This is a genomic window from Vibrio sp. 1CM23M, from assembly GCF_023161755.1.
Lineage (GTDB): Bacteria > Pseudomonadota > Gammaproteobacteria > Enterobacterales > Vibrionaceae > Vibrio > Vibrio coralliirubri.
The window spans coordinates 258,635-272,026 of record NZ_JALNTR010000005.1 but is presented as its reverse complement, the minus strand read 5'-3'; the positions used below and the strand labels follow the sequence as shown (position 1 = coordinate 272,026).

At 44.5% G+C, this 13,392-nt stretch carries 12 protein-coding genes; 7 read left to right on the top strand and 5 right to left on the bottom strand.

What is annotated here, in order from left to right; genetic code table 11:
- Positions 1 to 31: 31 nt before the first annotated feature.
- Positions 32 to 400: a PilZ domain-containing protein gene (locus MSG35_RS17085; RefSeq protein WP_048615035.1), complete on the top strand. Its 369-nt coding sequence runs from the start codon at positions 32 to 34 to the stop codon at positions 398 to 400.
- 49 nt (positions 401 to 449) lie between these two features.
- The gene (locus MSG35_RS17080) at positions 450 to 1,460 is read left to right on the top strand and encodes a M23 family metallopeptidase (RefSeq protein WP_048606822.1); all 1,011 of its coding nucleotides are present in this window, start codon (positions 450 to 452) and stop codon (positions 1,458 to 1,460) included.
- 161 nt (positions 1,461 to 1,621) lie between these two features.
- On the opposite strand, the gene tyrA is transcribed toward MSG35_RS17080, so the two are convergent.
- The 4 genes from tyrA to MSG35_RS17060 form a co-directional block, all read right to left on the bottom strand.
- Positions 1,622 to 2,749, bottom strand: a complete 1,128-nt coding sequence (gene tyrA / locus MSG35_RS17075; RefSeq protein ID WP_050622330.1) for a bifunctional chorismate mutase/prephenate dehydrogenase — start codon at positions 2,747 to 2,749, stop codon at positions 1,622 to 1,624.
- A 118-nt stretch (positions 2,750 to 2,867) separates the two neighbouring features.
- On the bottom strand, positions 2,868 to 3,941 hold the full coding sequence (locus tag MSG35_RS17070; protein ID WP_017059354.1) for a 3-deoxy-7-phosphoheptulonate synthase: 1,074 nt from the start codon (positions 3,939 to 3,941) through the stop codon (positions 2,868 to 2,870).
- A gap of 246 nt (positions 3,942 to 4,187) precedes the next feature.
- A complete protein-coding gene (nagZ, locus tag MSG35_RS17065) occupies positions 4,188 to 5,177 on the bottom strand; it encodes a beta-N-acetylhexosaminidase (protein ID WP_248384603.1) in 990 nt (329 codons plus the stop codon).
- Positions 5,178 to 5,188: 11 nt separating this feature from the next.
- Positions 5,189 to 6,037, bottom strand: coding sequence for a MurR/RpiR family transcriptional regulator (locus MSG35_RS17060; RefSeq protein WP_017077734.1), 849 nt, complete (start codon positions 6,035 to 6,037; stop codon positions 5,189 to 5,191).
- A 247-nt stretch (positions 6,038 to 6,284) separates the two neighbouring features.
- On the opposite strand from MSG35_RS17060, the gene MSG35_RS17055 reads away from it, so the two are divergent.
- Genes MSG35_RS17055 through murQ form a run of 4 tightly spaced genes read left to right on the top strand, consistent with a single transcriptional unit; the run spans position 6,285 to position 10,840 of the window.
- The gene (locus MSG35_RS17055) at positions 6,285 to 7,877 is read left to right on the top strand and encodes a sodium:solute symporter (RefSeq protein WP_048618288.1); all 1,593 of its coding nucleotides are present in this window, start codon (positions 6,285 to 6,287) and stop codon (positions 7,875 to 7,877) included.
- Between the two features lie 3 nt (positions 7,878 to 7,880).
- Positions 7,881 to 8,765 (top strand): BadF/BadG/BcrA/BcrD ATPase family protein, encoded by an 885-nt coding sequence (locus MSG35_RS17050; RefSeq protein ID WP_122080704.1) that lies wholly within the window; start codon positions 7,881 to 7,883, stop codon positions 8,763 to 8,765.
- Positions 8,762 to 9,874, top strand: coding sequence for an anhydro-N-acetylmuramic acid kinase (locus MSG35_RS17045; protein ID WP_248384602.1), 1,113 nt, complete (start codon positions 8,762 to 8,764; stop codon positions 9,872 to 9,874). The genes MSG35_RS17050 and MSG35_RS17045 overlap by 4 nt, the downstream gene beginning before the upstream one ends.
- Positions 9,875 to 9,919: 45 nt before the next feature.
- Positions 9,920 to 10,840, top strand: coding sequence for an N-acetylmuramic acid 6-phosphate etherase (gene murQ / locus MSG35_RS17040; RefSeq protein ID WP_048606806.1), 921 nt, complete (start codon positions 9,920 to 9,922; stop codon positions 10,838 to 10,840).
- Positions 10,841 to 11,108: 268 nt separating this feature from the next.
- Here the strand turns inward: murQ and MSG35_RS17035 are convergent, their stop codons facing one another.
- A complete protein-coding gene (locus MSG35_RS17035; RefSeq protein WP_248384601.1) occupies positions 11,109 to 11,459 on the bottom strand; it encodes a DUF2799 domain-containing protein in 351 nt (116 codons plus the stop codon).
- 332 nt (positions 11,460 to 11,791) lie between these two features.
- On the opposite strand from MSG35_RS17035, the gene MSG35_RS17030 reads away from it, so the two are divergent.
- A complete protein-coding gene (locus MSG35_RS17030) occupies positions 11,792 to 13,285 on the top strand; it encodes a carbon starvation protein A (RefSeq protein ID WP_248384600.1) in 1,494 nt (497 codons plus the stop codon).
- Positions 13,286 to 13,392 lie beyond the last annotated feature (107 nt).

Genomic DNA, 13,392 nt, shown 5'->3' with positions numbered 1-13,392 from the left:
CGTGTAATGCATCGATATAGAGAGATTACTTATGGTTGAAAGACGTCAATTTTCACGAGTTATTTATCAAGTCCCGACTGAGATCTCACAAGGACACGTAAATGTATCAGGCTCAGTGCAAGACTTATCACTCCATGGTTTACTCATTCAATGCAATGAATCAAAACAACTTAGCCATGATGTCCCTGTTCAAGTGAGCTTTAAGCTCGAAAACAGTGATATCAATATTCAATTAGAAGCAACGATAGTCTCTACCATCAATACCTCAATGCGTTTACGCATAGAGCATTTAGATATTGATAGTATCAGCCACCTTAAGCGTCTTGTAGAGCTTAATGTTGGCGACGATGAACTGCTTTATAGAGAGATTGAACACCTTACCGATTTAGGTAGTGAGTGACATCTCCATTACCCTTTTTCTATTAGAAGCATTTAGTTAATACAGAACCATGTCTAAAAAACTATCCATTACTATTCCCTCTAGTCAGGGGGAACAGACGTTTTACTTCGGCCGTAAGGCTGTGCTCATTTGCACTACTGCCATTTTTTCAGTACCGCTATTAATTGGCGGAGCGGCGTACATGCACTTCGAGAGTAAACAAGAACTCGCGCTACAAGCGGGTGATGCCCAACAGTTGATTGAAACGCTGATTGTTGAAAAAGAACAAACTGAGTTTCTTTATGCTGAGCAAGTAGAAACCAACCATTCGCTATCGCAAACACTGACCGAGAAAGAAGGCACGATTCAGCTGCTTGGTAAGCGTGTATTCGATGTTGAATCAGTGCTGGGTCTTGCTGATGAAGAGCTGCTTACCGATGATATTTCTTTAGAAGATCGCATTGATGCGGCTGCAGTCGATTCAGCAGTAAGAGCCACGATGTTCCGTTTGATTCCAAACGACAGTCCGATGGCTTATCAACGTATCTCTTCTTCTTATGGTAGCCGCACTAACCCTATTTCAGGGAAACGCCATGTACATACAGGTATCGATTTAACGTGTAAGCGTGGTGAAGATATTGTGGCGCCTGCAGATGGAGTCATTGAAACGGTACGCCCAAGTAAAAAAGGCTTCGGCAACTTTATTACTATGCGTCACTCGTTTGGTTTCATGAGTTCTTATGCGCACCTACAGAAGTTCAAGGTACGTAGCGGTCAGTTTGTGAGTAAAGGCGATGTCATCGCGAGCTGTGGTAATTCAGGTAACTCAACCGGCCCACACTTGCACTATGAAGTACGCTTCCTTGGTCGCTCACTGAACCCGCAATACTTGATGGATTGGACGCCTGAGAACTTCAACTACGTGTTCGAGAAAGAGAAAAAGGTTAAGTGGGGCCCACTGGTTCAACTGATTGATAATGTGGTTCGCTTGCAGATCAACCTGACTAACGTGCCTTACATTAGCTCGACCATCGACACCGTATCGAGTGAAGAGAGCAAAAAACCTATCACGACTAACTAGTTGTTAATAGCTAGCTAGTTGTTAAGGGCTAAGAGCTGTTGGTTTGGCTTATGATGATCTAATTGCTTTTAGTCTACTGTAGGCCAAATGCTTTCATAGCGTTCAGCACAAACAAAAAGAGCGACCAGATGGTCGCTCTTTTTTATGATTTCAAATCAGTATTAACCACGATGAATCGAGTCATGTGCTTGTTTTAGAAGACTTTGGCTCTCTTGCAAGAATTGTTGTGAGTAGTCACCAAACCAATCACTCACTTGGTTGAAGCTCTCAACAAACTTAGCCTTATCTTTGCCATCTAGGATTTCTAACGCTTCTCCGAAACAGCTATGGAAGCGTCGAATCATCTCTATATTCTCATCCGAAGACAGAATGATATCACCGTACAAATTCGGGTCTTGAGCAAACAGACGACCAACCATCGCAATCTCAAGTCGGTAGATTGGTGAGCTTAGCTTCAGAAGCTGATCGATATTCGGGTTCTCTTTACTCAGGTGCAAGCCGTAAGCAAAAGAGGTGAAGTGACGAAGTGCTTGAATCAATGTCATGCCGTGATCGTGTTCAGCTGCATCCATCTGGCAAAGGCTCGCGCCCCAAATACCAAATTGATTCAGTAGCCATTGGTAACTTTCAGCACCACGACCATCACTGTAAACAATCACTTGCTTAGCAAGACTTGGAACATCAGGGCCAAACATTGGGTGCAATCCAACCACTGGGCCTTGGTGCATGTTCATCATTGCTTGTAGCGGTTTAGATTTAATTGACGTCAAATCACATAGAATACAATCGCTAGGTAGATTACCTAGCTTCGCAATCACACCTTCCGTTAGGTGAATTGGAACCGTAACAACCACAAGCCCAGCATTATCTAAGATTTCGTCGGCCTTATCCCAATCTTGGCTGCCGAGGATTTTCACTTCGTAGCCAGACAGTTTGAACATACGACCAAACAAGCCACCAAGTTGACCATTACCACCAACGATAACTACTGAACGTAATTCTGGGTTAAGACACTTAAAACCAGAATCTTTCTCACTGGCATAAGACTCACGCATAGTACGACGCAAAATATCTTCGATTAACTGTGGTGGAACCCCTATTTTCTCGGCTTCTTGACGACGAGATGCCAGCATCGCAGCTTCACGTTCTGGTACATAAATAGGTAAACCATGTTCACTTTTTACTTCGCCTACTTTCTCTACTAGAGCAAGGCGTTGAGCCAGTAAATCCAACATTTGTTTATCGACAGCATCGATTTGGTCGCGTAATTCGTTCAGTTCAACGGCCATTTTATTCCTTACTAATCTATAAGCCCGTGCCAATCTATCAGCGCACAATCACGTAGGTTCGCTAGCAACAGATCTTAAAATGCCCCATTAGATGAGGCACTTAAATTTAAAACTCTGACTAACCTTTCAAGCGGTTCTCTAAGAACGGGACTAATTCCGTATGTGCATGTTTCAATAGTGCCTCAGTTGAATCCCAATTGATACACGCGTCGGTAATAGAAACGCCGTATTTCATCTCATTGAGAGGTATATCCGAAGATTGGTTTCCTTCGTTAATATGGCTTTCAATCATCAGGCCGATAATCGACTTATTGCCTTCACGAATTTGGTGAATCACATCTTCTGCAACTAAAGGTTGGCGACGGAAATCTTTACGAGAGTTCGCGTGGCTACAGTCGACCATTAGCGCTGCCTCTAAACCAGATTTACCCAGCTCTTGCTCACATTCGTGTACCGATACTGAATCGTAGTTCGTCTGCTTACCGCCACGTAAAATCACGTGACCATTTGGGTTACCTTGCGTTGTTAGTAGTGCAACTTGACCTTCGCGGCTGATACCCATGAAACGGTGGCTAGAAGAAGCCGCCTGCATTGCATTGATTGCAGTGCCTAGGTTGCCATCGGTACCGTTTTTAAAACCGATTGGCATTGAAAGACCACTTGCCATCTCACGGTGAGTTTGAGATTCAGTCGTACGTGCGCCAATTGCCGCCCAGCTGAAGGTATCTGCTAGGTATTGCGGGCTGATTGGATCTAGCGCTTCTGTCGCCAATGGAATTTCCATCTCAGCGAGTTCAACAAGTAGCTCACGGCCAACATGCAGACCATGCTCAATATCGAAAGTGCCGTCTAGATGCGGGTCATTGATCAAACCTTTCCAACCCACAGTGGTACGAGGTTTCTCAAAGTAAACACGCATAACAATATACAGTTGGTCGCTAAGTTGCTCAGATAAGGCTTTTAGGCGTTTCGCGTACTCTTTCGCAGCTTCAATGTCATGGATAGAACATGGGCCACATACAACAAGCATGCGATGATCTTTCTTATGAATGATGTTTGCGATAGTTTGACGAGACTCTTGAATGAAACGACGAGCATTATCACTCAAAGGCAGTTTTGCTTTTAACTCTTCAGGAGTAATCAGTACCTGTTCGTCGATGATATTGACATTGCTTAATTCACTTTTCTGCATAACTCAACCTGTATATTTATTTTTACACCCAACATTTCCATTTGGGCTAACAATCTTTAAAAACACAATAACAGCTAAAAAAACGATTGCAAGTGTAAACAATAAAAAACATTCACCGTAAATTATAATTTACACACCAACTTTAACTCACTCTAAGGAATAAATAGGTTTAAACCACGGAACGCAGATACAAAAAAGACGATATTTATCATATCGCCTTATCTAAAATTATTATGTGTTTATTTATCACTCACTGTCTAGCATTCGCTTAATCGTCTCCGAGGTCTCTTTCCACCTAGCATCCGAGTGAAGTGTCGACAAATCAAAGCTGTGTTTTTTAAGCAATGAGTTGGCTAAAGGCTCCTCTTGAATCGCTAAGTGATCCAGAGCTTCAATTTGTGCATCTCGTTTATTACACATCAACACCATGTCACAACCTGCATTCAAGGCCGCTTTCGCTCTGTCGGCTGGTCCGCCCATTATGGCAGCGCCTTCCATCGTTAAATCGTCGGAGAACACCAAGCCTTTGAATCCAAGCTGCTGCTTCAATACTTTTTGTAGCCAATACTGTGAACCGCTCGCTGGTTGATCATCATAGTGAGAGAAAACCACGTGAGCTGGCATCATGGCATCCAATATTCCAGCTTCAATTTGCGCCTTGAAGATTGCCATGTCGGTTTCAAAGATGTCGTCTCTAGGGTCATATGGCGTCTCTAAGTGTGAGTCAGCAATCACGCCACCATGTCCAGGGAAGTGCTTGCCTGTCGTCGCCATGCCAACCGACTTCATGCCTTTGATGAAAGCGCTGCTATGACGAACAATGGTATCAATATCTTCACCAAACGCTCGGCTACCAATCGCTTTACAGTCATGACCTTTGTCTAATACTGGCGCAAAGCTCAGATCGATATCATGGGCAATCAATTCTGCCGCCATCAGCCAGCCGGCCTGTTCTGCTAAATGCTCACCGTTATTTTTGGTCGCAAATTCCTGAGCAGCAGGAATAATGGAAAAGCCATCGCGGAAGCGCTGAACTCGGCCACCTTCTTGGTCAACACCAATCAAAATAGGACGTTTCGCTACCTTGCGAATTTCTTTGTTTAACGCCGATAACTGTTTGCTATCGTGGTAGTTTCGAGCAAATAAGATGAGACCACCAACAGTTGGGTGCTCTAAAATTTCTCTGTCTTCAGCTGTTAGCTCGTAGCCTGCAACATCAACCCACAACGGTCCCATAAAATTTCCTTCTATTGCTTAAATTCCGCTACTGCAGATTTACTTTGTTCAATTAATTGGTCGGCTTGCTCTTCCTGCTGAGTTAACGCAATGAACAACAAGTCTGTAATAAAAAGTTGGCTATCACGAGCAGTTATAGATGAACTGCGAATATGATTTTCGTCGGCTGCTGATATCAACTTAATGTCAGCGTATTTGTCTAAAGCAGAAGGTGACAACTGACTAATCACAATCACCTTGGCCTTTTTCGATCTGGCTAGCTGAGCAACCTTCACCACTTCTCTGGTGTTTCCAGAATAAGAAATCGCAATCAACACATCATTTTCAGAAAGAGAAGCGGCATTGGCAATTTGAATATGGGCATCTTGCTCTGCATTGGCGGCGTGGCCTATTTTCATCAGCTTATAGGCAAGATCTTTCGCTACCAACGATGAGGCGCCTACGCCTGAGATCTGCACCTTACGCGCAAGATGCAAAATATCTGCAGCATGGTTTAGTTGCTCACCTTCATTTAATAGCACAGTGCGCTCAAGCGATTGTGTTTTGCTTGCAAGAAGTTTGTCCATCACCATATCAGGCGGATCTTTTCTGGTGATCGTGCCATGTATGCCACGTTGAGATACGGGCTGATAAGTCATATCACTTTGGTAGAGTTTGACCTTCATTTCTGAAAACCCTTTATAACCAAGCTTCTGACTAAACTTCACTATCGTTGACTGGCTCACTCCGACGGCCTTGGCCAACTCGGGCGAAGATAATTGCTTCACCTGTTGTGGGTGGTCAAGAACATATCGCGCCACCAGCGCATCAGATGGAGACAGCTTGGGTAACAGCGCTTTTACTTTCGCAATGCCTTTCATTAAACGCCCTTCCCCTTATCTCTAACCGCACCTCGTTATCATAACGAGTTTTGTATTTTCATTGGAATAATTATTCCTTCGTATTCTGGTGTTTGGAATAGCTAACACAACCTTCTGGGATCATGGTCAAAGAAAACCGTTGGTCACTATTCCACCAAGGAATAGATTTTGAAACTCATTATTCAAACTGACATTCTGAAAAAATAATAATAAACACCCTCTATCCTATTCATGCTACGGAGCTGCTATGAATTCACTATTTACTTCGCTGGACTGGGCGGTATTTGCGGTTTACTTCGCTGTTATCGCTTTTACAGGCTGGCACTTCAGCCGAACCAAGATCACGAGCACCAAAGATTATTTCTTAGGCGGTAACTCGATGCCAATGTGGGTCGTTGCCATCTCAGTATTGGCGACCTCGCAATCTGCAGCGACGTTCTTGGGAGGACCAGAATCTAGCTACCGTGGCGATCTCACTTATCTAGCGACCAACATTGGTGGAATTATTGGAGCTGTCTTTGTCGCATTAGTACTGATACCTCGCTTCTACAAAAACAAAGTATCTACCGTTTACGAACTGCTGAAAGTTCGTTTTGGCGAGAAAACAAAACAGCGCGCAGGCGTGATGTACTTGGTCGGTCGCGTATTTGCTTCTGGTGCTCGCCTGTACATGGCTGCGATTGCCGTCTCCATGATTCTGTTTACCAATATTGACCCTAGCAGCGTCGTGACTTCGGTTGTCATTTTAGTGGCTGTCGGTCTTGCTTATACCTACATGGGTGGCATTCGTTCCGTCATCTGGAGTGACCTAATTCAACTTGTGGTTTATGTCGGTGCTGCGATTGCGGTAATCATCTATTTACTGGGGCAAATCCCAGCTGATTTCAACCAGATTGCGCAGGTACTGGCTAACCCTGGTGAAGGCCAAGCTTCGAAACTGACCTTATTAGATTTTAACCTCGACTTTAGCCCTGCTGGCACCTTCAGCTTTTGGGCATGTATTACGGGATTCGTGCTGTTAAACATTGGTGCGTTTGGACTTGATCAAGACATGACTCAACGTGTTTTGACTTGTAAAGATGCTAAGCAAGGTTCAAAGGCGATGATTAACTCAATCATCTTCTCAATTCCAGTTGTGCTTGTGTTCATGTCAATTGGCCTACTCTTGTATGTCTTCTACCAAAGGCCTGAACTGATGGGCGTTGAAGGTAAAGAAGTTGTTCAAAATTTTAATGGCGAGAACGTCACTATTTTCATGTATTACGTGCTGAATGAAATGCCAGCAGGTCTTAGAGGCTTGGTTACTGTTGGGGTTGTTGCAGCTGCACTTTCAACGCTAAATTCTGGATTAAACTCAATGTCATCAGTGGCTATTCAGGATATCTATAAGCCTTGGCTAGAAGCTCGTAAAGGAGTGCAAGATGATTTCCATTACGTGAAAGCTGGCCGATTTGGTATGGCGGCAGCAGCTGTGGCCTTAGGTAGTATGGGAATCCTGTGTTACTACTGGCAGCAGTACACTGACATGCCACTGTTGTCGTTTGCTTTGAGTGTAATGGTCTTTGCTTACACAGGGTTATTGGGCGTCTACTTCACCGCGATATTCACCGAGCGCGGTAACGAAACTTCGGTCGCTTTAGCTCTAATGGCAGGCTTCTTCACCACTCTGCTGATGCAAGCTTATGTTTGGGATAGCGTGATGGGCGTGATTAACGATGATTGGGTAGGAGTTCGTTTAGCATTCCCTTATCAACTTTGTGTTGGCACATTTGTATCGTTAATCGTGTGCCTTTCAGGAAAGAAGCAAACTCAAGAAGTTAATAAACTACAAACGGTTTAGCCAATGATTACCCATACTTTGGCAGTCGATGGCGGTGGAACTAAAACCGCCATTAGACTGAAGCGAATATTACCAACACTAAGTAACATCGAAGAGTGTATTTTACCTGCCACGTCATTGACCTTATATGGTGAAGCTGCGATCACTCAACTGACTCATTATATTGATGAAATGTTGAGTGTGAATCAGATAAAATCACAACAGTGCTATATTGTGGTTGGCGTTGCTGGCGTAGGAAACTTAGATTTAAAAGCCAAACTGCAATCGGCGTTAACCCATTGCCCGCACCTGTATGTAACGACTGATGCAGAAGCGTCAGTATTTGGTGCTAATTCAGGACAAGGAGTTAACTGTATTGCGATTGGGACGGGATCTGTTGCGATTCAATTGGACGTACAACAAAAGACTCAACAAGTTGGTGGCTGGGGTTTCCCAATTGGTGACCAAGGTGGTGGCGCTTGGCTTGGGTTTCAAGCTGTTCAACAAACTCTCGTTGAATTAGATAACAAGCGTACTTCTTTAACGAGTCAGCTTGTAATGCGAAAGACAGGCAACGAACGCAGCCAAATTCTACAGTGGATTGGCGAAGCTAACGCGACCGATTACGCCAAATTTGCACGAGAGCTCGTTGATATGGAACAGCGCTGCTCAACGGCAAGTACCATATTAAAACAAGGTATTGAAGAAATAGAAAAGCTCACACGAACATGCTCAGACTATAACTCATTACCGATTATGTTCTTAGGCAGTTTAGGACAGTTCTATCGCCCTAGGCTTTCCAAAGAACTCCAAGTTCGTACCTTAAACATTCAAGGTAATGCTCTGGATGGCGCAGATGTCATCGCTAGCCAAAAGATCCAGCTGCTTAATTTAGGAAGTGAACAATGAAATCAGAATTATATATCGGTGTGATGTCAGGGACGAGCATGGACGGCGTTGATACAGCCTTAGTGTCGATTGAAGATACGCGCATCACATTGCTTGCTCATGATGAGTTTCCAATGCCCGATGACCTCAAAGCACGTCTGCTTGAAGTTTGTATTGGTCAGAAAACCGATTTGATTGCCATTGGAGAACTCGACCACCAGCTTGGCCATCTGTTTGCTGATGCGGTTTTGCAACTTCTCGAAAAGTCAGGTACACCTGCATCTTCTGTGACTGCGATTGGTAATCATGGTCAAACGGTATTCCACCAGCCAAGCGGCGAATCTCCATTTACCATGCAGTTGGGTGATGCCAACATCATTGCCGCTAAAACACAGATTCAAACGGTTGCCGATTTCAGACGTAAAGACATGGCATTAGGCGGACAAGGTGCGCCACTCGTACCCGCTTTTCACCATACGATTTTTCACCCGCAAGACAGCTCAGTTGTAGTGTTGAATATTGGTGGTATCTCGAATATTTCAGTGCTACGCCCGAATCAGCCAACGCTTGGTTATGATACAGGTCCGGGCAATATGTTGATGGACGCTTGGGTTGATAAACACACGGGTAAGAAGTTTGACCGTGATGCGCAATTTGCGCTTAAAGGTCAACTCAATCAAGCTTTACTCGAACAGTTGTTAAATGAATCTTATCTATCTCAAATGCCGCCGAAAAGTACTGGCAGAGAACTATTCAACCTACCTTGGCTAGAGCAACAATTAACAGAATTTAAAGATCTTGCAGTAGAAGATGTTCAGCGCACGCTTTGTGAATACACCGCATTGACGATAGTCAATGAAGTGGAGACTTATCGCTTGGGTAACCAGCCTGCACTGTATGTGTGTGGCGGTGGTACACAAAATCCATTGTTGATGAAGAGACTGTCTGTACTGCTTCCAAGTTGGGATGTTGATTCAACCACCAGTAAAGGCGTGGATGCCGATTACATGGAAGCGATGGCTTTTGCATGGCTTGCTCAACGTCATATTCATCAACTGCCAAGCAATTTACCAGAAGTGACTGGCGCAAGCAGAGCTGCCTCTCTAGGCGTTCTCTATCGTGCTGACTAAACAACTTTAGAACCATCATTTTAGAATCACCATTTAAGGATCATTATGAGTAACGACGCTCTCATATCAGCGCTCTCGCACCTCGTTTCGGAGGGGAGAAACCCTGACACTATGGATATTGATCTGCTCACCTCTCTCGAAGTGGTTGAAAAGATTAACCAACAAGACAAGCAAGTCCCACTGGCGATTGAAGCTGAACTGCCACAGATCGCGAAAGCGGTAGATAAAATTGCTCATGCATTTCAAAACGGTGGTCGACTGATTTATATGGGCGCAGGCACCAGTGGTCGATTAGGTGTGTTAGACGCCTCAGAATGCCCACCGACTTTCGGCGTCTCAGACAAGATGGTTATCGGCCTAATTGCTGGCGGACCAGAGGCGATTTTAAAAGCCAAAGAAGGTGCAGAAGACTCGCTGACTCTCGGTATTGAAGATCTGAAAGCGATTCAGTTTTCAGAAAATGATGTCGTGGTGGGCATTGCTGCGAGCGGTCGTACACCTTACGTGATTGGTGCACTCAACTATGCCAATCAGCTTGGCGCAGTAACGGTTGCATTGTCTTGTAACCCTGACTCTCCAATTGCTGAAGTCGCTCAAATCGCAATTAGCCCGGTGGTTGGCCCAGAAGCATTAACAGGTTCAACACGACTCAAATCAGGTACGGCGCAAAAGTTGGTGCTTAATATGCTGACCACAGCCAGCATGATTCGTATCGGTAAGAGCTACCAAAATCTGATGGTCGACGTAAAAGCGACCAATGAAAAGTTGGTTGCCCGCGCTGCTCGTATCGTTATCCAAGCAACGGAGTGCGACAAAGCTCTGGCAGTTTCGACACTTAAAACGACTGATTACGATGTGAAGTTATCTATTTTGATGATTCTAACAGGGCTAGATTTAGAATTGGCCAAGGCTCAGCTTGATAAGCAAAATGGTTTCTTGAGAAAAGCGGTTGAGAATAATCAGTAATCTGCTGATACCAATCACAGTAAGTAAGTGATCATAAATAGCGCAGGAAAAATGCTTGAGAACAAGGCAGAAATTTTCGATAAGTAGTTATTCTACAATCAAAATTTCTAACGATGTTATCGAGTGTTTTAACCAGCTAGGATGACCAGTTATTTACTACGATTGGTATTATACTGTTGTGAGAGTTACTCTCGCTGCATACAAAAAGACCAGCACACACGCGGTACTGGTCTTTTTTTAGTTTTAATTTTTTATCGCTAGCTTGGGCTTAATAGTCGTTTGAGAACTCGTCCCAGCCGCGTTGCCATTCCATGCGGAAACGTTGAGCGTCTTCCGTACCAGAACACACGCCTTCATACACCTGACCAGATAAACCAATCTGATAAGCATGGTTCGGATTACAATATTCAGTCACACCTAGGTGATAACCTTCTGTGTAACTCGCTTGATCGACTGCTCCAAGCTCAGTCATTTCTGAATACGAACGCTGAGTGTGCCCTTTGATACCATCACGATAGCCAATCTCTTGCCAATTGCCTTCAGCTGCTAAATCTTGAACATTGGCGCTGCATCCTGCAAGGCTAAATGCCACGACGAATAGTGCGATTATTTTTTTCATTTCAGTCCTTTATATTTATCTAGCCACTTCCTGACGAAGCGTTGCCTTTGTGGTGATTCTCCGCTGAACACTGGCTGATGTCCACTGATGTCTGTTATCTGCCACTGATACTTATTGGTTACCGCTTAAAGCTGATAAGCCGCCACTTGCCAGAAGCAAGACACTTCTCAACACGAATAACCAACCGCTCTACAAACGTAGCAAACCACTCAATCAGTTATAACACCACTTAATTGACTATTCGACCACTCACTCTCATAGCGGAAGTTTCTTCTCATACTCTTCTTTAATATACACCCTGACTTAATTAATACATTCAGGGATAACAAATTATGATGTGGTTTCTTACCTGTGTTGCAGCACTCATTGGTGGCTACTTTATTTACGGTGCCTTTATCGAGAAGATTTTCGGTATCAATGAAAAGCGTCAAACACCTGCTCACACCAAACAAGATGGCGTGGACTACGTTCCAATGTCGACGCCAAAGGTTTACCTAGTTCAGCTGCTTAACATTGCAGGTGTAGGTCCAATCTTCGGCCCTATCATGGGTGCCCTTTACGGCCCAGCAGCGATGCTTTGGATCGTGCTAGGTTGTATCTTCGCAGGTGCTGTACACGACTACTTCTCAGGTATGTTATCTATCCGTAATGGTGGTGCTTCGGTTCCAACTATCACTGGACGTTACCTAGGCAATGGCGCAAAACACTTTATGAACATCTTTGCCATTGTTCTACTGCTTCTAGTTGGTGTGGTATTCGTATCTGCTCCTGCAGGCATGATCACTAACCTAGTGAACGACCAAACTGATTTCGCGATGTCTGCAACAACCATGGTTGTTATCATCTTTGCTTACTACATCATCGCAACGATTGTCCCTGTCGATAAAATCATTGGTCGCTTCTACCCACTGTTCGGCGCACTGCTTATCTTCATGTCTGTTGGCCTAATCACTGCGATTGGTCTATCTGACGAGCACCAAATCATGGGTGGCTTCGAGATGAAGGACATGTTCACCAACATGAACCCGAATGACCTACCACTTTGGCCTGCTCTATTCATCACTATCGCTTGTGGTGCAATATCTGGCTTCCACGCAACTCAGTCTCCTTTGATGGCGCGTTGTATGGAAAACGAAAAGAACGGTCGCTTCGTATTCTACGGTGCAATGATTGGTGAAGGCATCATCGCTCTAATCTGGTGTGCACTTGCTCTGTCATTCTTCGGTTCAGTGGAGTCTCTATCTGACGCAATTGCAAACGGCGGCCCAGGTAACGTGGTATACAGCGCTTCATTTGGTCTACTGGGTGTATTCGGCGGTATCCTTGCTTTCCTTGGCGTGGTTATCCTACCAATCACTTCTGGTGACACAGCATTCCGTTCAAGCCGTCTTATCCTTGCTGAATACTTCAACATGGAACAGAAAACACTGCGTAACCGCCTGCTGATGGCTCTACCACTGTTCGTTATCGGTGGCATCCTGACTCAAGTAGATTTCGGTATCATCTGGCGCTACTTCGGTTTTGCTAACCAATCAACAGCAGTCATGATGCTATGGACAGCTTCGGCTTACCTACTTCGTCACAACAAGCTGCACTGGGTAACCACGGTTCCTGCTGTGTTCATGACATCTGTGTGTATCACATTCATTCTGAACAACAGCCAGCTAGGCTTCGGTCTACCAATGCAAATCTCAACCATCATTGGTGTGGTGAGTGCACTTGGTGTTGCGGCTTACGTTATCAAGATTTCAAAAGGCAAAGGCGATATCGATCTTGCTGATGAACAAGAAGAGAAAGAAGCAAAAGGCGTAACCAAAACTGCCTAGTTCTTTCAGACTTTTGATAAAAGAGACAAGTCTTCATAGAGAGACAAAAGAGCAGCCAAACACACTTCGTTTGCTCCCGTAATCACCCAGTGGTTCGTGGAAATTAA